This window comes from Natrinema ejinorense (assembly GCF_002494345.1).
GTDB lineage: Archaea > Halobacteriota > Halobacteria > Halobacteriales > Natrialbaceae > Natrinema > Natrinema longum.
In genome coordinates, this window is the sequence record NZ_NXNI01000002.1 from 104936 (window position 1) to 123744 (window position 18809).

The 18809-nt window shown below is 63.4% G+C and carries 12 protein-coding genes and 5 pseudogenes; 4 read left to right on the forward strand and 13 right to left on the reverse strand.

The features are described 5' to 3' along the window. Positions 1-296: 296 nt before the first annotated feature. Together CP557_RS23505 and CP557_RS23510 are read left to right on the forward strand one after the other, a co-directional pair. Positions 297-421 (forward strand): annotated as a pseudogene (locus CP557_RS23505) (IS6 family transposase); the annotation flags it as partial. A gap of 108 nt (positions 422-529) precedes the next feature. Then, positions 530-939 (forward strand): annotated as a pseudogene (locus CP557_RS23510) (IS6 family transposase); the annotation flags it as partial. Between the two features lie 66 nt (positions 940-1005). On the opposite strand, the pseudogene CP557_RS23165 reads toward CP557_RS23510, so the two are convergent. The 3 genes and pseudogenes from CP557_RS23165 to CP557_RS20010 form a co-directional block, all read right to left on the reverse strand. Next, positions 1006-1301: pseudogene (locus tag CP557_RS23165) on the reverse strand (IS6 family transposase); the annotation flags it as partial. Between the two features lie 29 nt (positions 1302-1330). Next, the gene (locus CP557_RS20005; RefSeq protein WP_097379168.1) at positions 1331-2161 is read right to left on the reverse strand and encodes an IS5 family transposase; all 831 of its coding nucleotides are present in this window, start codon (positions 2159-2161) and stop codon (positions 1331-1333) included. A gap of 79 nt (positions 2162-2240) precedes the next feature. Then, positions 2241-2372, reverse strand: a pseudogene (locus tag CP557_RS20010) (IS6 family transposase); the annotation flags it as partial. A 138-nt stretch (positions 2373-2510) separates the two neighbouring features. On the opposite strand from CP557_RS20010, the pseudogene CP557_RS23515 reads away from it, so the two are divergent. Next, positions 2511-3216 (forward strand): annotated as a pseudogene (locus CP557_RS23515) (site-specific integrase); the annotation flags it as partial. Positions 3217-3278: 62 nt separating this feature from the next. Here CP557_RS23515 and CP557_RS20020 read toward each other — a convergent pair. Next, positions 3279-4094 carry an HpcH/HpaI aldolase family protein gene (locus CP557_RS20020; protein WP_097381795.1) on the reverse strand — a complete coding sequence of 272 codons (816 nt, stop codon included), beginning with the start codon at positions 4092-4094 and terminating at the stop codon, positions 3279-3281. A 131-nt stretch (positions 4095-4225) separates the two neighbouring features. Next, positions 4226-5515 carry an MFS transporter gene (locus CP557_RS20025; protein WP_097381796.1) on the reverse strand — a complete coding sequence of 430 codons (1290 nt, stop codon included), beginning with the start codon at positions 5513-5515 and terminating at the stop codon, positions 4226-4228. Positions 5516-5659: 144 nt separating this feature from the next. Here CP557_RS20025 and glnA2 point away from each other — a divergent pair, with 144 nt between their 5' ends. Next, positions 5660-6997 carry a gamma-glutamylputrescine synthetase gene (gene glnA2, locus CP557_RS20030; RefSeq protein WP_097381797.1) on the forward strand — a complete coding sequence of 446 codons (1338 nt, stop codon included), beginning with the start codon at positions 5660-5662 and terminating at the stop codon, positions 6995-6997. 14 nt (positions 6998-7011) lie between these two features. Here the strand turns inward: glnA2 and CP557_RS20035 are convergent, their stop codons facing one another. The 8 genes from CP557_RS20035 to CP557_RS20070 all read right to left on the reverse strand — a co-directional run bounded on the left by CP557_RS20035 (position 7012) and on the right by CP557_RS20070 (position 18592). Continuing rightward, positions 7012-8343: a sulfatase-like hydrolase/transferase gene (locus CP557_RS20035; protein WP_097381798.1), complete on the reverse strand. Its 1332-nt coding sequence runs from the start codon at positions 8341-8343 to the stop codon at positions 7012-7014. Next, positions 8340-9785, reverse strand: coding sequence for a lysine N(6)-hydroxylase/L-ornithine N(5)-oxygenase family protein (locus CP557_RS20040; RefSeq protein ID WP_097381799.1), 1446 nt, complete (start codon positions 9783-9785; stop codon positions 8340-8342). Before CP557_RS20040 ends, CP557_RS20035 begins: the two co-directional genes overlap by 4 nt. After that, entirely contained in the window at positions 9778-10407 is a 630-nt protein-coding gene (locus CP557_RS20045; RefSeq protein ID WP_097381800.1) for a GNAT family N-acetyltransferase, read from the reverse strand. Before CP557_RS20045 ends, CP557_RS20040 begins: the two co-directional genes overlap by 8 nt. Then, entirely contained in the window at positions 10404-12203 is a 1800-nt protein-coding gene (locus CP557_RS20050; RefSeq protein ID WP_097381801.1) for an IucA/IucC family protein, read from the reverse strand. The genes CP557_RS20045 and CP557_RS20050 overlap by 4 nt, the downstream gene beginning before the upstream one ends. Continuing rightward, entirely contained in the window at positions 12200-13714 is a 1515-nt protein-coding gene (locus CP557_RS20055) for a pyridoxal phosphate-dependent decarboxylase family protein (protein WP_097381802.1), read from the reverse strand. Before CP557_RS20055 ends, CP557_RS20050 begins: the two co-directional genes overlap by 4 nt. Beyond that, positions 13711-15078 (reverse strand): diaminobutyrate--2-oxoglutarate transaminase, encoded by a 1368-nt coding sequence (locus CP557_RS20060; RefSeq protein ID WP_097381803.1) that lies wholly within the window; start codon positions 15076-15078, stop codon positions 13711-13713. Before CP557_RS20060 ends, CP557_RS20055 begins: the two co-directional genes overlap by 4 nt. 256 nt (positions 15079-15334) lie before the next feature. Further along, positions 15335-17185, reverse strand: a complete 1851-nt coding sequence (locus CP557_RS20065) for an IucA/IucC family protein (protein ID WP_097381804.1) — start codon at positions 17183-17185, stop codon at positions 15335-15337. 162 nt (positions 17186-17347) lie between these two features. Then, a complete protein-coding gene (locus CP557_RS20070; protein ID WP_169924422.1) occupies positions 17348-18592 on the reverse strand; it encodes an ABC transporter substrate-binding protein in 1245 nt (414 codons plus the stop codon). Positions 18593-18809 lie beyond the last annotated feature (217 nt).

The following is an 18809-nucleotide window of genomic DNA, read 5'->3' on the forward strand; positions in this document are numbered from 1 at the left end:
CGTTTACGTCGATCCCTGGGCCGAGCGAACGAACCTGGTGACCCACTGCCTCGCTCGGCGACTACCATGAACGCCTTCGCCCAGACGCTCGAGTCCCGAGCCGCTCGCCGATTCCCACGCTCTTCGGAAGCGAATTGATGGTCGAACAACGCTGCCGCTGTGGAAGCGTCGCGGGTAAGGACGATGCATCACTTTACGCGACTCTATTCCTCGTTGAAGTGGTCTGTCGGATGGGAGTTTGGGATGTCACTCGTCGATCCGTTCAGCGAGTGCGACGCGGCGGAATTCGATGGACCTTGGGAGCGGACGGTTGCGCGCTTCGAGAGACACAAGCGGATTTTCGCTCGCTCGACGTCGAACGCGCTCACCACGTAATCTGGTACTGGGGACATCGACTGGCTGATAGCGTCTCATACCCGCTGACGTCCACGAGAGCTTCGCTCTCGTGTGGCCTCTTGGAGCGATTTGCGCCCCAATGGTCGGCGAATCGTTGATTCGCCTCGACAGCAGAACGCGAAACGTTCTGAGGACGGCGAAGCTGTCGCGGGTCGCTATTGATGGGACTGCTGTCGAGATCGATGGCGAATAGTCTTGAGGACATACTGCAACAGACCGTGGCTCACGGCTGATTCTCGATGTCGCGGTTTTCGGACGACGAAGTACCGATCCAGTCGCGACGTTCCTGCAGAAATTGACCAGGAACACGATCCCTCTGAAGCTGTGTTTCTGGTCGATGGCTACGGGAATTTGATTGCCCTCACTCGAGTGAGATTGAGCGGTCAGCTCGACTATGTCGACCGAACCCGTATCGAAAAGCGGTTCCACACGCTCAAACAGCGGGCCGACCGCTTCCATAATTCCTGGGTTGGCAATCGGGCCAGCGTCAGAACGTCACTTGAGCAGTTCGCACACTACTACACCACACAACGACTATATTGATTACTTAATAGATAGATACAAACAATGGTTCTAAGCTAGACAGTTCACGAAGGCGAACGATCTCAACTACTCGTCACGGGTTGCCTTGGCGTTGCTAAAACAGCCGATAAAGAGTGAGTCCGCCGTTTCACCTCTTGAAAAATACGCTCTACGCTGTTCCGGTTTCCGTGGTGATCGCATCTGAAATCGGGGCCATGTCGAGAGCAGGCGTCTTGGAGCGGTGTGGACCCATCGACGAGAAATACGCCGTCATCGACATAATCTTTCTCGCACAGTTCGGCGAAGAACGGATGTGCAAAAACGCTCGTTCTCGCCGATTCAAGCTTTGTATGGAGCAAATCGTTTGAATCTGAATCGACGGCTGTGTTGAATCGCCATACAGCGGTGGATTTCACTGTTTGACAGCCCGCTTGATGTTATAGACGACACACATCAGGGTAATTTCACGGAACTCTCGATACCAGGTACGCGCTCGCACGGCGTAGCCGAGCGAGCGCTTGATGGCGGAGTTCACGGTTTCAGTCATTGATCGCTGAGCGTACCGATCTTCGTCAATACGAGCGTTGTGAGCGTGATCGTAGGGAGCGAAGATCCGGTGTTTGATCAGCGGGCGAATGTCGAGTTTGCGGAGCTGGTCGCGGAGCGCTTGCTTATCGTAGCCCTTGTCAGCGGCAAGGGATCGCAGATCGCCCGCGTTCCGGCGGGCGATCTGCTCGGCGAGGTCTGCGTCGCTTCCTTCTAACGTCGTTGAGCAGTGAAGATCGAGAACAGCTTGCGTTGCTGTATCGACGAGTTTTGTAACTTTGAGCGTTTGAACGCGGTAATTGGTTCGGTGGCAGTAGTGGCGGCTCGCACGATCACGTTCGTAGAATGTTGCGTCGATAGCAGCGTGTTCAGAGGGGTTGTGCAACTGCGCCGACTGGTGCAGTAGCACTCGACAGACACTCATTTCGATCCGATCAAACGCCTTACACAGCGTAGATGGAGCGGGGAGATCGGCCACGTCAAGGCCGATATCCCCTGTTATTTGCGGCATTTCCTTCAACAGATCGATCGTCATCCGGTAGGACGTATCGAGGTAAATCCGGAGGCAATGCAGCGAAATGAGGGCATAGTCGGCGAATCCGCCGCCACCAGTCGGGGCGGCGGATTCGCCTCGTTCACCCGTAACTCTTTGTGCAATCGAGACGCAACGCTCGGTGAAGCGGGAGATTTGTGTCATGGACAACCAAATTTTCCCGCTTCAACTCCTTCGATTTACTGACCTTCCCCGACGCCATCTAGTGATTCAACGCAGCCGAATCGACTGCAGCGTACAGCCAATATCGCTCCTCACCGAATTGGATCACGGTCGCGTCAATCGCAACGTGATCCGGGCTTCGTCCATCTTCGGGCTGTAGGTCGGCTTTGTTATTCCAGTTGTGAACAGTCGAACACGTCCCGTTCAATACTATTTATCAATAGTAGAGATTATATTTAGAATAGATATTTCTGCAGGACGCGACGAAAAAGCGTGCCCGCACGAGGGCAGCCGTGACCTCGTCCGCTGGCGCACCCTCTGCCAGCGATTCGAGACGCATTACGCCCAGCGGGCAGTGCGATGGCGCCGCTCCCCGAGGTTGACGGCGGTAAGCCTGGCGACCAGCAGGCCTGGACGGCCAAACAGCGTCACGCCCTTCCTCGTCACGTCGGCGAGCGGACCCGCGACGCCATCGAGACGGATACGATACTCCCGGCGGATTCTGATTCCCCTCGAGAGGCAGCGAGCACGTACACGGCGCTGAAAGCAACTCGTGACCGTGCCCTCGTGTTCGTCCTCGCGTACACGGCTGTCCGGGTTGGCGACCTCCTTTGGAACCCGGAACGACCCGCGCCGGCGCGGGGTCCGGTTGGAGGGAATCTCGCTCGCCGACGGGATTCGAAGCTATCGAAAGCTGATGGATCCACTACTCGAGCGCTGGCCAGTGCTCCCGACGTTCGATCAACGGGCGTTCGCGACGCTCGTGCAGAACGAACTGGCCGACCGAGGGGAACGCCCGGAGAGAGTCGACGAGCGACGTAACTCGTACGTCAGAGACCTCCTGTTCGCCCTCGAGGTGGGCATCCGGCCGCAATCGATTACGATGGACGGCGCCCGCACGGTCCGCAAATGGCACTCGGACGACGTGGCGATCGATATCGCCCATCCGAAATGACTATCTCGCGCCCCACGGCAGTCGCCGCGGGACAGGCGAGGTCCTGGCTCGGGCCTCCGGCGACACCGTTGCTGCCCCGTACCCGTCGGTGGTCGACTGCCGCCCCGTACGTCCGTTCTGGGGCGACCGATCCGCTCTACGCGCTCACTCCGCGAACCACGACAGACGTTCGCGGAGGATCTCGGCGGCGAAATCGTACTCGTTCCCGACGCTCAACAGTCGATACCCTCGCTCGATAGCCTGCTGAATGCCCCCTCGTCCGGTGAAGTTGCTGTGATACATCCCGAGCATGGGGATTCCCCGGTCGCGGCAGGTCTCCTCGACGTACTCGATCCGATCACTGACCGCGGGGTGGTCGTACTCCAGCGGATGGCCCATCGATACACCGAGGTCGCCGGGCCCGGGAAACACGAAGTCCAATCCCGGCACGTCGAGGATTGCAGGGAGGTTCTCGACTGCCTGCTCTTCCTCGATGAGGGCTCCCAACTGAACGGCGTCGTCTTCGGTCCGGTAGTATGATGCACTATCCTCGAGGAACGCTGTGCCGTAGCCGCTCGAACGACCTTGGGAGAGCCCACGCGCGCCGGATTCGTCGCCGTACTCGAAATAACAGGCTTCGGCCGCGCGCCTGAGGTCGGTTGCCGTCTCGATACGCGGAATCACGACGTTTCGTACGCCTGCGTCCAGTACCTTCCTGACCGTCGCAGGGTTACTATCGGGGAGCCTGACGACGAGTTCGACGTTTCCACACTCTCCGGCCCGGCTCAGTCGCTCCAGATTGGTTCCGTCCAACGGGCTGGCGTTCTTGTGTTCGAGATCGATCCAGACCCAGTCGAGGCCGACCAGCCCGTACAGTTCGATCAACGACTCAGCCGCCGTCTCGACGGCCGCCCCGACGTATACCGTCTCACTGTCGCCCAGACTTGAGAGACGGTTCTCTCGAGGACCGGCTCCGCTCACGTCGGCTCCCCCGATTCGTCCCAGTGGCCGAAAGCGCTGCGAGGATCGTTTGTCGACATGTGTCCCAGTATTTAGGCAAGCCTAAAGATAGGTGTGGTTCGTCACGGAACGTGGGTTCCGTGGGAGGATGGTCACCCATGGAGCAACTCGACGCAGTCGCGCAACGACGGGATGGAACCGGCTCCGACGAGACGCCACACCACGACGACGGAGGCGAGGGAGAGCGCTGCGATGGCGAGGAAGGGGGCGAAGAACCCGGCAGGCGCCAGCACACCGGATACGAGCGGGCCGAGGGCGAACCCGACGCTCGACGCTGTCGTCACGAACGCCAGCTGTTCGCCGGAGTGTGCCTCGTCCGCGACGTCTGCCGCGAGCGCGTAGCCGGGTGCGACGACGGCGGCGACTGTCGCACCCTGGAGTCCTCGGACGAGGACGAACGCGCCAAGCGTGTGGACGAGACCGGTCGCTGCCACGAGCGGGACGCTCGCCAGCAGGCCGCCCAGGATCATCGGCGGGCGACTGTACCGATCGGTCCAGCGTCCGACGGGGAACTGGACTAGGAGTCGAGTGATGGTGGGAATCGCGAACACGATCCCGAACCCGGTCTTCGAGCCCCCGAGCCGACCGACGATTGTCTCTTCGAGGGAGACGATAGCCGAGATACCCATCATGAGTACGGAGACCGCGACCGCAACTCCGATGAGCGTCCGCGCTTGCCGACTGCTCGTGAACTGGGGGCGCAATCCGCCGTCGTCGGACTCGGACTTGCCGCTGCTTCGACCGGGGTTGACTGTTGGAACGGCCAATCGGATCAGGAGAACGCTGCCGCCAACCAAGAGCGCGCCGCAGGCGAACGCCGACCTGAGCCCGAACTGGTCGGCCAGTGCGCCGCCCAGTACTGGCCCGACGCCCCAGCCCAGCGTCCGGAGCGTCGAGATCGCGCTCATCCCGCCGCCCCGGTTGTCTGTCGTCGTGAGCGAATCGACCAACGCCATCAACGCCGGTGTTGCTGCCGCCAGTGCGATTCCTTGGAGTACACGCAGGGACAGTAATCCCCCGACAGTGCCGACGAAACCGTACCCGAGGACAGTGGCGCTACTGACTGCGAACCCGATCTCGAGCAGGGAGTTCCGGACGCCGAATCGGTCCGAAAGCCGTCCGAAGGGGATCTGACAGATCGACCGGACGGCCCCAAGCGTCGAGAAGAAGACGCCGACGAGGAGTTCGTTCGAGACGGCGATGCCAACGACGGTCGCCGGAACGAGTGGGGAGTGCAACCCGGTGATCAGCGACGCCATGAGCGGGACGACCATCGACGCACCGGCCGCCGAGAGCCCCTGACCGATCCCCAGACCCGCGACGCTGCGGGACAGGCCGGCAGCAGCGAGCCGACGCCGGACGACTTCGAGCGTCCCACTCACGGATGTGTCCCCTCGATCGGGCAGTCGTCACGCTCGCGGAGGATCTCCACTGGCGGGCGATTCAGCGTCACGGGTCCCATGTGTTTCGACATTTTAGGTAGACCTAAAAACTATGTGGGAGAGGGTTCGATACGAAACCGTTCCATGAACAGTCAGGCGATTGCGGATAGATGCGAACAAGCAGACGTCGAACTGATCCGACTCCTGTACGTCGGCAACGACGGCGTCGTCCGCGGCCACGCGGTCGAACAGGACCACGTACCGGACGCGCTCGAGTCTGGGGTCCCGCTGCCGGAACTGGTCCAGTCGTTCAACGCGCTGGGCCACCGCGTCAAGGACGCCCAATTCGATGCCGTCGGCGAGGTGCGTCTCCTCCCCGACTGTTCGTCGTTCAGGGTGCTCGACCACGAGGACCGGGTCGCGGCGGTGCTGTGCTCGCTCCGAGACAGCGAGTCGGGGCATCCCTGGAGCGCCGACCCGCGCTCGGCGCTGTCGCGACAGCTCGCCGACCTCGCGGACGAGGGACTCGAGGCGGCCCTCGCGCTCGAGAGCGAGTTCCACCTCGTCACCGACGGGGAGGAACCGTCCCCACACGGCGATCAGGGCGTCTACTCGACGGCAAGCATGCGCAACGGACACGACGTGATCCTCGACGTCGTCGACGCACTGCAGGCCCAGGGGATCAACGTCCACAAGTACTATCCCGAGTACGCCGCCGGCAAACACGAGATCGTGACCAAGTACGGCCGCGGGATTGGGGCCGTCGACGACTACGTCTTCCTCCGGGAGACGGTGGCCGCAGTCGCCGAATCCCACGGCCTCGGAACCACGTTCCTTCCGTACCCGTTCGACGGTGCGACGAACGGCTGTCACGTCCACCTCTCCCTGTGGGACGGGGACAACCGGTTCGCGCCGTCGGACGGGGATCGGGCACTGAGCCCGATGGGACGGCACTTCGTCGGTGGAATCCTGGCACATGTACCGGCGTTGCTCGCACTCACCTCGCCCACTGTCAACTCCTATGCTCGGCTGAGGCCACAGGCCGGAGCGGCCGCGTACGGCTGCTGGGGTGTGGAGAACCGAGAGGCGGCCGTGCGGATTCCGACGGCCGCTCCCGGCGAGCGAGACACGGCGACGCGCGTCGAGTACCGCCCGGCGGACAACACGGCCAACCCGTACCTGTCGGTGCTCGGGCTGCTCGCAGCCGGCCTGGACGGCATCCGGAACGAAATCGATCCCGGCCCCCCGCTGGAAGCGGACCCGGCCAACTGCGACGAGGCGACGCTGACCGACCGCGACATCGATCGACTCCCGACGACGCTCGGGGAGGCCCTCGATGCGCTGGCCGACGACGACGTCCTGCGATCGGCGCTGGGAGAGGAACTGACCGAGTCGTATCTCACGGTCAAACGCAGCGAGTGGGACGCATTTACCGATAGCGCGGCGACGTGGGAACGCGAACGGCTCCGCGACACGTTCTGATCTAAACGCCACCGTCACACGTATCCCAGATGTTCGAGCCTTTTTTCGACGGCATCGTCGATATCCGTCCCGTCACGGTCGAGGTCGTCTAGGGAGGGTCCCTCCCGTTCAAGACGGCGTCGTAGCGTTTCTGCGCAGTCCGTACCCCGGCAAGTGAACCCGTCGCGGGTCTCGTACCCGTAGCTGTCCGCGGAAACCATGCCACGGAGCGGGGAGTCGTAGCGTTCGACGAGTGTCTCGTCGAACCCCTGATCCAGCAGACTCGAGCGTTGCTCGGCGTGCGTGAGCCCGTGATACTCGGTCCGACAGTGATCGCGGCCATCGACCTCGCCCAGCAGCGACTGTCCCGGCCCGTCGGCGTCGACCCCGGCCGCGTCGAGGACCGTCCGGTAGACGTCGGCGACGCTGACGAGGGCATCACAGTGTCCGTCGTCAGCGTCGGGGCCCCTGACGACGATTGGAACTTCGACGAGATCGGGATACAGTCCGTGCGGGTGCCCCCAGACGCCGTCAGTTCCGAACACCTCGCCGTGGTCCGACATCGTGATCACGTAGTCGAAATCGGCGAGTTCGTCGTGGATGTCCCGATAGACGTCGGCGAGATAACGTGCGCAGTCCTCGTAGGCCTGCTCGTAGGGTGCCGGATCGGCAGGGCCGTCGCCGAGTGTCATCGCGAGGTCCAGGTCGGTCTCCTCGGCGTCGTAGGATCGAGACGCGTAGCCACCGGGCGGAACGTACGGCGTGTGCGCCTCCATGAGGTTGAGGAAGACGAACGCGTCGTCGTCGAAGGACCGCTCTCTCAGCAGCGACAGTGCGTCACTGGCTCCATCGTCGACGACGCCGGGGCCGATCCCGTGACGGCGTCGGAGACGGCGGATCCCCGCCCGAAGCGACGGTCGTACGTCGTAGGAGCCACGGACGGTCTCGACGAGTCCGGACGTCACTGCGAGGGGGAGTGACAAATCGCGCTCGGCCGCGTGATCCCCCCACGGGAACACGTCACAGTCAGTCCCTCGCGTCCGCGAGTGCCGTTCGAAGACGTCGAAACCACGGTTGTAGTCGAACGACGGGACGACGTTTCCGTTCGCGCTGAAGGCGACAGTCTCGTAGCCGGCACCGCGGAGCCGTTCGGCCAGAACCGGCTGTTCGCAATCGAGCGCGATTGAGCGGGCGTGGACGCCGACGGTCGACGGGTACCGACCGGTGAACAGCGACGCGTGGGCCGGGACTGTCCAGTGACTCGTCGACCACGCGTTCGTGAACGTCCGGCCCGGCACCCAATCGAAGTGTCGCCCGAAGGTGTCTTTCCGGAGCGTGTCGAGGACGATCAGAGCGATCCTGGTCACGTCAGATCACTCCGGTCAGTCGTCGAAGCGAGCGGGCTCGCGGCCCCGTCTCGCTGGCCCGTCGTGACGAACTGCTCGACGTCGAAATCCTGGAACACGGTGTCTTTGTCGATCGGATACACCTCGCGACTGGCGAGTTGCTCAACGACGACAGCGTTCCGGTAACACCCGAGACCGAGATCCGGGGTTCCGACGCCGTGAGTGTAGACTCCGGCGTTCTGGACGAATATCCGGCCCTCACAGTCGCTTTTGACACGGTAATCCGCCGTGATACGGAGTCGCTCCTTCGAATCACGATCGAGCGCCGCTTCCAGCGGCCCCAGAAACGACGGGGTCGGGCGGTGATATCCGGTCCCGAGAACGACCGCATCTGCTTCGTGGACGAACCGCTCGTCCTGCTGGGTCTGGTGACACGCCAAGCGATACCCGTCGCCGGCGGGCTCGATATCTTCGACGGCAGTCATCGCGAGCATGCCGAAGTCGGGGTCGCGCGAACCGATGGACCGTTCATACAGCGTGTCATAGATACGCGCGCTCGTCTGGACGTCGATCCCCTTGTACAGGAGGTCCTGCCCGGAGAGGGCCTCGTCTCTGGTGTCTCGATCGAGGTCGTAGAAGTACCGGGTATACTCCGGCGTGAAATGTTGCAGGCCGAGCTTCGAGTACTCCATCGAGAAGAACCCGTCCGAGCGAGTGAGCCAGTCGAGGCGGTAGCCGTGATCGGACTGTCGTTCGAGCAGGTCCAGCACAACCTCGGCGGCGCTCTGGCCGGAACCGACGACAGCGATGGCGTCGCTATCGAGGACGCCGTCGCGACGGTCCCGGTACCGGGCGGTGTGAAAGATAGACTCGCCGAGGGAGTTGCGGAACTGGTCGGGGACGTAGGGGCGCGATCCGACGCCGACGACGAGGTCGTCGGCAGTGAACACGTACCGGTCGCCCGTTTCCGGGTCGACAGCTTCGACGCGGAACCCCGTGTCGGTCTCAGCGACGCTCGTGACGCGTCGGCTGAACCGACAACTCTCGAGTCGATCGGCGACCCACCCGAGGTAGGCGTCGTACTCCCGTCGGGGCACCTGGAAGGTCTCGTAGAAGTAAAACTCGTAGATGCGGTCGGTCTCGCGCAGGTAGTTGAGGTAGCTGTACTCACTGGTAGGATCGGCGAGCGTAACTAAGTCCGCGAGGAACGGTACCTCCAGGGTTGCCCCCTCGATGAGCATCCCCTCGTGCCAGGCAAACGTCGACGCCTGTTCTAGGAACGCCGCCTCGACGTCCGTCTCCGCGAGCAGAGCCGCCAGCCCGAGATTGAACGGCCCGAGGCCCACACCGAGGACGTCGACGTGGCCACAGTCCACCGGATCGGTGCCGGCATCGGAATCTCCCGCGTGCGTCGGGCCGGTTTCGGCCGCGCCGGACACTCGGTGATCGTCGCCGTCAGTCATTCGCTGTCACCTCCCCGAGGTCCGCGCGACCGTCAGGCCAGATCGTTTCTTCGAAGGTCTCGCGGTGGCAGAGCATGAGCATCGCGTCTTTTTCGTCCATGGCGATCTCACGGACCGGTTCGAACCCGCAGCGTCTGAATACACGCCTGACGACGTCGTTTCGGACGTCCGGTTCGACGACGACCCGGTCCGTCTCGGCGTGTGTGAACTGGAACCGGAGCATTGCCCTGACGAGCGGGACGGCCAAACCGTTCCCGAGGAACTCCGGCGGGCCGATGAGGAGGTGCAGCCCCTGGTCGGTTGGGACCGCGTCGAAGTGCTCACCGACCTCGTCGTCCGCGGCCCAGTAACACTCCCAGTAACTCATCGGGACGTGGTCGAGCGAGCCGACGTAACAGCCCAGTTCCTCGGTCGCCAACTTCTCCGCGATCGTCTCACGGACCACCGACAGCGGCTCGGCGATGTCCCAGAACGGCTGGACGTGCTCGGCGTTGAACCACGCGTGCAGCCGCCCGAGATCGTCCGCCAGCGAGACTGGCCGGTACGCGATCGTCCGGTCGATCGTCTCGTCGTCGACGTGGAAACCGTAGTCGTGAGACACCGACGTCGCAGGCGCCGTCATCGGACCACCTCCTGCTCGAGTTCCCGGACCAGTGGATTCGGCACCGAGGCGTATACCGACTGGTCGTCGAGCGAGGGGGCGTCGAGTTCGTCGAGCCCGCGGAATCGCGTGAGCAGGTTCGCCTTGCGAGGGACGGTTTCGGACTCGAGGAGCGGGTCGAGCAGGGACGACGACGGACGATCGAACCGCTGCAGCGACTCGAGCCGGTCACGGAGGACCCCGAGCAGACGACGTTCGTCGACGAGGCCGGCTGTCCCGAAGGCGTTGATCACGCCAAACGCGTTGTTCAGGACGACGTAGTAACGGATCCGCTCGTCGGCGACGGCGTCCGGGCAGAGCGTGTCGGCCCGCTCGCCGACGCCGGGACAGACATCGTGGATCCGATCGTAGGCGCCTTCCGGGAAGTAGTACCCCTGGTTGTCGCGGTAGAATCCGTGGGCGGGATAGCCGTCATCGTCCAGTTTCAGGACCGTGTTCTGCTGATGGGCCTCCAGCCCGAGTCCCCAGTCGAGGAACAGCCAGAGAACCGGCTGGACCACCGTCTCGAGGTACTGGTCGAACCAGTCGACGCTCACCACGTCGACGGCTCGTCCGTCGCTGTTGGCGATGTCGCGGACGACTCGCTCGAGGCGGGACTGCCCGGTGATTCCGTCCTGACACAGCGCGGCGATCGGCGTCACCTGCTGCTCGCCGTCCGGGTAGAACGGGTTTTCCCGCAGGACAACCTCGAACCCGGACTCGGCGCTCCCGTCGTCCGTCTCGACAGTCAGGTAAGCCGGGTCCCGAATCACGTCGAAATCGGGGAATCGATCGTCGATCGCGTCCCCGAGTTCGGTGTCCAGCAGCTCCGAGATGGCGACGCCGCGGTCGAGTTCCGGACGCTTGTTCGTCCGCTCGGCGTTCGTGATCTTGACTGCCAGCGAGCCCTTGACCATGAACGGCGACTCCGGCGCGTACAGCGTCCGAACAGACGAGGTCGGGGCGAACTCGCGTCCAATCGGTCCGAGCGACTCGAGACGCCCGTCTTCGAGCCAGCGCTGTGCCGGTTCCCGGTCGAACAGGTACCTGGCCTGCCAGGGATGCAGCGGGATGAGTACGCGCCCGTCGTCGACGTGCCGGTCGACGACTGCCTCCGGGACGGCCGGGTCGTCTCGTAGCGCCGATTCGACCCACTCAGCGGCGCTGTGCTCGCGCGTGGAGTCCTGGCTGACGACTGCCGACTCGGCACTGACGTAGTGCAGCGGGAATGACGTGCCGAGTTCGGGCGCGTAACGTGGCCCATCCCGGCCCATCCCGCGGCGGCTCTTCGGCGTCGGGTGCATGAGGTGGCCGAATACGAGGGACTGTTCGGCCTCGCGGAACGTTGCCCCGGGATCGGTGAGCGCTTCGTCTCCTCGACGGGCGTCGACGAACCGTTCGACGGCCCGACAGCTCGAGACGACTCGGGCGAGGAGTTCGTCCCTGTCGGCGTCGCCGCCGCGGGTCAACTCGAGTTCTTTGGTCAGGAGCGTCGCGAGCGTGAGGTAATCACAGTCGTGGATCTGCCCCTCGACGCGGTAACGCACTGGCGTCTCGAAGAGGTGACGTCCAGTCGGCGAGCGGTGCGCGACTGGTGCGTACAGATCGACGCCCTGCTCCTCGAGGGGACAGTGCAGAACGATCCCGTCGGCGTCGATCGGTGTCTCGTCACCTGGCCGGAACTGCCCGGTACCGGTCTCGTGGCAGTAGCAGTTCAGGAAACTGTGTGTCGTAGCGTGGCGCGCGATCTCGCGCGCGGAGTCGTCGTGTCGTGTCATGTTGATCTCTCTCGTTCGATCTCGGTGCCGTATTCGACGACCGATTCAAGCAGCCCACGGAGCGACGAACGCGTCGCTCGCGGGTTCAACAACGTGAACTTGAGCGTCGCTTCTCCGTCGACCTCCGTGCGGGCGATCACGGCCCGTCCGTCTCGGAGCAGGCGACCGCGGATGGCCGGGTTGATCTCGTCGGGGTCGCCCTCGTCGGGTCGATATCGAAACAGGACGGTGCTCAGCTGTGGTTCACACACCAGTTCGAGGTCGGGGTGGTCACGGACGTCGGCGCTCGTGGCGGTCGCGAGATCGACGACGTACTCGACCCAGTCAGCGAGGCGCTCACGTCCCAGCGTCCGGAACGTCACATACGGTTTCAGGGCATCGAATCGACGGGTCGTCTGGAGGGACTTCCCGACGAGGTTCGGGATGCCCGACTCGTCGTCGGTCTCGGGGTTGAGATACGCCGCATTGCGGTCCTGTAACCGGAACCGGCTGCCGTTGCGGAGCAGGAAGGCACCACAACTGATGGGCTGGTAGAACAGCTTGTGGAAGTCGACCGCGACGGAGTCCGCTTGCGCAATGCCGTCGAGTGTGGCCCGCTCGCGGTCGGAGAGCAGCAACGCCCCGCCGTAGGCGGCGTCGACGTGGAACCAGAGGTCGTGTTCAGTTGCGCGGCGGGCGAGTTCCGACAGCGGATCGACCGCGCCGTGATCAGTCGTCCCGGCAGTCCCGAACAGCGCGAACGGTCGGGTGCCGTCCGCGCGAAGGTCGGCGATAGTCGAATCCAGCGCGTCCAGATCCATCCGGTAGCTGTCGTCGGTTGGCACCTCGACGACGCAGTCCTCGCCGAGGCCCAACTGCGCTGCGGCCTGGGCAGCCGTGAAGTGAGCTGCCTCGGAGGTGACGACGCGGAGGTCATCGGCTCTGGAGGGCAGTCCCTCGGCCTGAACGTCACGGTCGAACCGGTCGCGACAGAACCATGCCCGGGCCAGGAGCAGTCCCTGAAAGTTCGACTGCGTGCCGCCGCTCGTGAACACGCCGTCGGCGCCGGCAGGGAACGCAACCAGGTCACAGAGCTCACTGACGACGCGTTCTTCGCAGACGGACGGCGCCGGCGCCTGGTCGAACGAGTCCATCGACTGGTTCGTCCCCGCGACGAGCACTTCCGCCGCGAGTCCGGGAATCGTGGGCGGACACTGGAGGTGTGCGACACAGCCCGGGTCGAAGACACCGACGACGTCCGAGAGTACGTCGTCAGTGACCTCTGCCAGCGTCTCTTCGACGGGCTGTCCACTCTCGGGGAGGACACGCCGGTCGGCAAACCGGTCGCGGAGCGCGTCGGGATCGGCCCCCGAGTAGGGCGTCGCGCGGTTGGTCGCGGTCACCACAGCGCGCGTCGCCGCGTCGGTCGCGGCTGCGTAGGCAGCGCTCCCGGCGTCGCTCCCGAGGAACGCGTCGTCGAGCGGCGGCTGGTCCAAACGCTCCTCTCCGTCGAGAGACTTCTCGCCGTTCATGCGAGTACCTCCGTCCGTTCGTCGGCGTCGATCGCCGCGCGAACGCTACGGTGGAAAATCTCGGCCAGATCGTCGACCTGCTTCGGGGAGATGACCAGCGGCGGGAGGAACCGGGCAGTCGCGCCGTCGCGCCCGCCAGTCTCGATGATGAGGCCGCGATCGAACGCCTCGGCTTGCACACGTTCTGTCAGATCCCCGTTAGGCGGGTGGTGTCCCTGCGGGCCGGGGTCGGCGGTCGGATCGACGAACTCGACGCCGAGCATGAGGCCGCGTCCCCGGACGTCACCGACTGCCGTGCTGATTGCGGCAGTCTCCTCAAGGTGCTCACGGAGTCGTTCGCCCATCGCCGCGGCGTGCTCGTCGAGGTCGTTGTCGAGGACGTGTTGCATTGTCACCGTCCCAGCGGCCATCGCGAGCTGGTTTCCGCGGAACGTCCCCGCGTGGGCCCCCGGCTCCCATTCGTCGAGTTCCTCGTCGTAGACGACGACTGCGAGGGGCAACCCGCCGCCGACGGCCTTCGAGACGGTGACGACGTCGGGAACGATGTCGGCGTGCTCGAATCCGAACAGCTCACCGGTGCGTCCCAGCCCCGTCTGGATCTCGTCGGCGATCAGCGGCACGTCGTGCTTGTCCGTGAGACGGCGGATCTCTCGCATCCACGGGGCCGGCGCGGGGACGGCGCCCCCCTCGCCCTGGACTGATTCGAAGACCATCCCGGCGGGCGAGACGACGCCGCTGGCGGGATCCTCGAGCACTCGTTTGACGTACTGCACGCTGGTTCGCCAGCACTCGTCACCGCCCTCCCCGAACGGACATCGGTAGGTGTAGGGGTACGGAAGGTGATGGACCGCCGATGGCAATCCCGGCGGCTCTTTCGGTCCGGTGTTGCCCATGAGACTCAACGCGCCACTGGTCATCCCGTGGTAGCCACCCTGAAACCCGAGGATCGGTCGGTCGCCGGTGGCTGTCCTGACGAGCTTCAGCGCCGCCTCCACGGCGTCGGTCCCGGCGGGACTACAGAACTGGACTTTCGCGGTGTCCGTGAGTTCGTCGGGGAGACAGCTGAACAGCGTGTCGACGAACCGCTCTTTCTCCGGTGTCGTGAGATCGAGCGTGTGGATCGCTCGCCCCTCCGCGAGCATGCGCTCCATCTCGTCCACGACGGCCGGGTGATTGTGCCCCAGCGCGAGTGTCCCCGCTCCCGCGAGGCAGTCGTAGTACTCGTTGCCTTCGACGTCGACGACCGTCATTCCCGAGGCCTCCTCGATTGCCAACGGGAGATACCGCGGATACGTCCGTGCGCTCGATTCACGGTTCGCCTGCTGGGCGAGCAACTGGTCGGCTGTCGAGTCGGCGTAGTTCACTCGCGATCACCTCCGGCCCGGGAAGCCATGCTTCCGAGCAGCGTGGTATCTTTCGCCATCAATTGTTTTAGGCAAGCCTAAAAATAAAAAACTACTGGTATATACCAGATTACTAGTAAATTTTAATGTAATCTGATTATAGATGTGAAATGGGCAAGATATTGCGTACACACGGAGCTAACGCGACCGCACAGGCGGCGGAGCGAGTAACCTACCAGCAGGCGATCAGACGCAAAGCGCGCCCTGAATCACCGGATCAGTCGTTGAGTTCGGCTAGCGCGTTCGTCACAGTCCCGTAGGCGGTCACCTCCGGTGGCTCGGGGCCGTCGGCATACTCGTAATCGGTCAAGCGGCCGCGGTTCAGACAGAGGCGGGTAAACTCGGGTTTGAACAGGTCAAAGCGGTCGAAGCGGGGCTCTAGATCCGGGTGAGCCGACTGGTACCGTTCGATGCTGTCGCGCACCTGTCGCCAGAAGACGGTCTCGTCGTACCCGACCTCCCGTTCGAGGAGATCAGAGACGTACCGGAGAACACAGATGAACACGGTGCCGAAGATGTGCTGGCACAGCGCCTCTGGTTCCTTTTGATGGAGGATCTCGGGGTGATCGTACAGGTCGTCGGGGATCACTGATGCCTCGGGAAGGCGCTCGTCGCTCAGCGCGATTTCGTCGACGTAGTCCTTGACGGCGATCCGGACCGGCTGACCGTCCCGGTGAATCAAGAGGACGTTCGTCCCGTGTGGCATGAACACCAGCCCGTACTTGTACAGGTAGTGCAACAGCGGCGGGAAGAGGACATCGAGGAACTCCTCGATCCATGCCGCCAGCGAGAGACCTGCTCGAGACGCGAGCGACGAAACGACTGGCGAACCGTCGACGTCGCGATGTAACAGCGCAGAGAGCGGCAGCGCCTGCTCGGACTCTGTCGTGAGCGACTGGACGCTCTCGCGCCAGACCGCGCCCAGCAGTTCTTGGTACTGGTACGGTGCGGCGGAGAGTTGTGAGAACTGGGGGTGCTCGTAATTAATACTCGCGATCTCTCCGGGCAGGACGAGGTCGCAGTCGTCTCTGAGGAACGGATCCTGATCGCAGATCCCCTTGACGACCTCGGTCACGCGCGGAGCGGCCAGGGCTTGCTCGCCCGGGAGACCGCGGTACACGATCGTATTCAGGATCCGCATCGGTACCTTGACGTGTGGTTTCGTCGGGTCCGAACGGTTCGTCAGCGTCCGGATCGACTGCTGGGGAAGGTACGTGTCGGGCCCGGATCCGAGCGGGACGATCTCGTCTGCCGCGATTGCAGGCGCGAACAGTTGGGCCAGCGTGTGTTGCCACTGCCACTCGTGAACTGGCATGAGGTAGTACTCGGCGGGCTCGAGCCCCTGATTTGCGATCGTCCGTTCGAACTCGCCGACGTGATCGCCGAGGTGGGTCTCCATCAGAGAGTCGTACTCGAGGTCGTCGACGCTCGCGAACGTCGCCTCCGACTGCCGGACCGCGACCCACTGGAGTGACTGGGGCGTCTGGTTCTCGGGCGCGTACTGGAGGTAGTCCCCGTAATCGAATCCGATACGTCCCTTGTTGACTGTGAACCAGGGGTGGCCCCGCATCTCGCCTTCGACCTCCATCGCGTCGAGGTCGACGATACTCTCCACGTCGTCGGGGGCGTCGTCGGCGTCGATGTGCGTGTCAGCCAGGAGGGTGTTGTTGTACTCCCGGACGAGGTAGCTCGCCGTCTGGTCGTCGATCCCCAGGGTCTCGCGAGCGTCGAGCAGGAATTGGATCGCGTCGGTTGCCTCCGTCCACTCGCCGTCGCCGACCCGTTTCCTGATAGAGTCCGGGTCGACACGGTAGCTGTCGAACACCCGCTCTTTTGCGCGGAACTCGTAGCTGACGTCGCCGAAAGCCAGGCGGTAGGTCCGCCAGTCGCTGTCGACGGCGTATTCATCGGGTTCGAGCAGTCTCTCGTACATAAACTCCGCGAGCATCTTCGCGAACAGTTCCTGATCGACACTCCGCCAGCGCTCCGCCTGGAGCGTCGTCCGAAGCCGCTCGACCTGTGTACTCGAGACGCCACGACTGGCCTCTCGTTTTCTATGAGATACCATCCGTTGATATTTAGGTCAACCTAAAACATAATAAGCGTTCCCCTCACCCTCGAGCGCGGCGGCGTCGGCCGGTAGTTTCGGCAGAAACGAACGGCACACGGACTGGCAAATCACGTTGCACAAAAGACCTGCGCGACGAGCACCCCAGTGTGACTCGTCGGATCAGTTCGATCCAGAGACGATATCGGCGAGTTCCTCGCGGTCGAACAGCCATTCGTCCTCGGGGATCTCCGGGAGTTCGCCGGCGGTGACCTCGCCAGGCCACTCACCGAACTCGTCAGGGTAGAGCTGTTTCCCGAGCATCTCGGTCTGGAAGAGGTTGATGATCGGGCCCTGGTACGCCGAGCCGCCGACGTAGAGTTCGTCCTCCTGGACGGCGGTGAGTTTCTGTCCCAGTGGGCTGTCGCGCATCCCTTCGACGGTCTTTCGGAGAGCATCGTCGTCGTTCCAGTCGCGGTAATTGACACCGAAGTGGAACACGATCACGTCGGGATCGACCTCGAGCAGCGCCTCGTAGTCGATCTGGATTCCGGCCTGGCCGCCGTACTCGCCCTCGAAGGCGTCGACGAGCCCGAGATCCCGGTACTGTTTCTTCCCGTACGTCTTGTCGATCGCAGTCTCGGGATTGTAAGCGCGGAAGAACCCCTCCGTGTCGGGGTTGATCTGTGCGTTGAGCAACGCAACGCTCGGACGCGCGGACTCGGGCGGGACGCGCGATCGCATGTCCTCCAGCGCCGTCCGGTAGCGGTCGTTGATGGCTGTGGCCGTCTCGGACTTGCCGAACAGATCCCCATACCGGCTGACGAGTTCGGGGATATCGTAGTAGGCGTAGGGCTCATCGCCAGGCCAGGTCGGCCAGTCGTCGCCGCGCTTGCGGCGGCTAGCGTTCCCGAAGAAGGGCGCGATCGAATCTTCGATCTCGGAGATGTCGTCCTCGTCGGCGCCGTAGTACGAGATGAACCGGTTTGGGTCGACGGCGAACAGGTCCGGGTCGAGTTCGTAGAGAAACTCCGTCTTGAGCGACCAGTCGTCCGTCCGGACCAGATCTAACGATCCGGGATCCGGCACGTCTACGCCTGGGAGCTGATCGTAGAACCCGGTGAACCAGAACTGGTTGCCTTCGGCGGCGACGAGCTTGTCGGCCTCCCCCAGTGCAGTCAAGATGTCCTCCTCGAATCCCCACCCGCCAACGATGCGCTCGGGTTTCGACTCTAGTCTGAGTTCGCCGACCGGCGCCATCGTCCCCGAATAGGACCGACCAGCCTGTGTCTGAGTTTCGTCCGATTCGGCGACCCCACCCGAGAGGTCAGAACAACCTGCGAGCGAACCGGCGGCCAGCAGCGCGGTCCCGTCTTTCATGTACTCTCTCCGGGTCGATCGATTCCCGTCTCTTTCAGCTTCTGCCATGAATTTTAGGCCAGCCTAAAGGAATAAATATCCTTTGGTTTTAGCCCGGCCTAAAATTGCTGGCTCGAACGGCTTCGACCGACGGGAGCCTCGGGACTACCACCAATTTATTGCGAATTTGTGGACCTGATGAAAATAAGATGGCATCAATATGCTCTATCTGATCCACGGAAGGCACACCGGCTCGCACGACTTGCGTCACTATCGACGAATCAGG

Coding starts and splice junctions, on each gene's coding strand:
- CP557_RS20055 (WP_097381802.1), bottom strand. CDS start 13,714: ATGAACGGCGAGAAGTCTCTCGACGGAGAGGAGCGTTTGGACCAGCCG.
- CP557_RS20040 (WP_097381799.1), bottom strand. CDS start 9,785: ATGACTGACGGCGACGATCACCGAGTGTCCGGCGCGGCCGAAACCGGC.
- glnA2 (WP_097381797.1), top strand. CDS start 5,660: ATGAACAGTCAGGCGATTGCGGATAGATGCGAACAAGCAGACGTCGAA.
- CP557_RS20050 (WP_097381801.1), bottom strand. CDS start 12,203: ATGACACGACACGACGACTCCGCGCGCGAGATCGCGCGCCACGCTACG.
- CP557_RS20070 (WP_169924422.1), bottom strand. CDS start 18,592: ATGGCAGAAGCTGAAAGAGACGGGAATCGATCGACCCGGAGAGAGTAC.
- CP557_RS20005 (WP_097379168.1), bottom strand. CDS start 2,161: ATGACACAAATCTCCCGCTTCACCGAGCGTTGCGTCTCGATTGCACAA.
- CP557_RS20045 (WP_097381800.1), bottom strand. CDS start 10,407: ATGACGGCGCCTGCGACGTCGGTGTCTCACGACTACGGTTTCCACGTC.
- CP557_RS20065 (WP_097381804.1), bottom strand. CDS start 17,185: ATGGTATCTCATAGAAAACGAGAGGCCAGTCGTGGCGTCTCGAGTACA.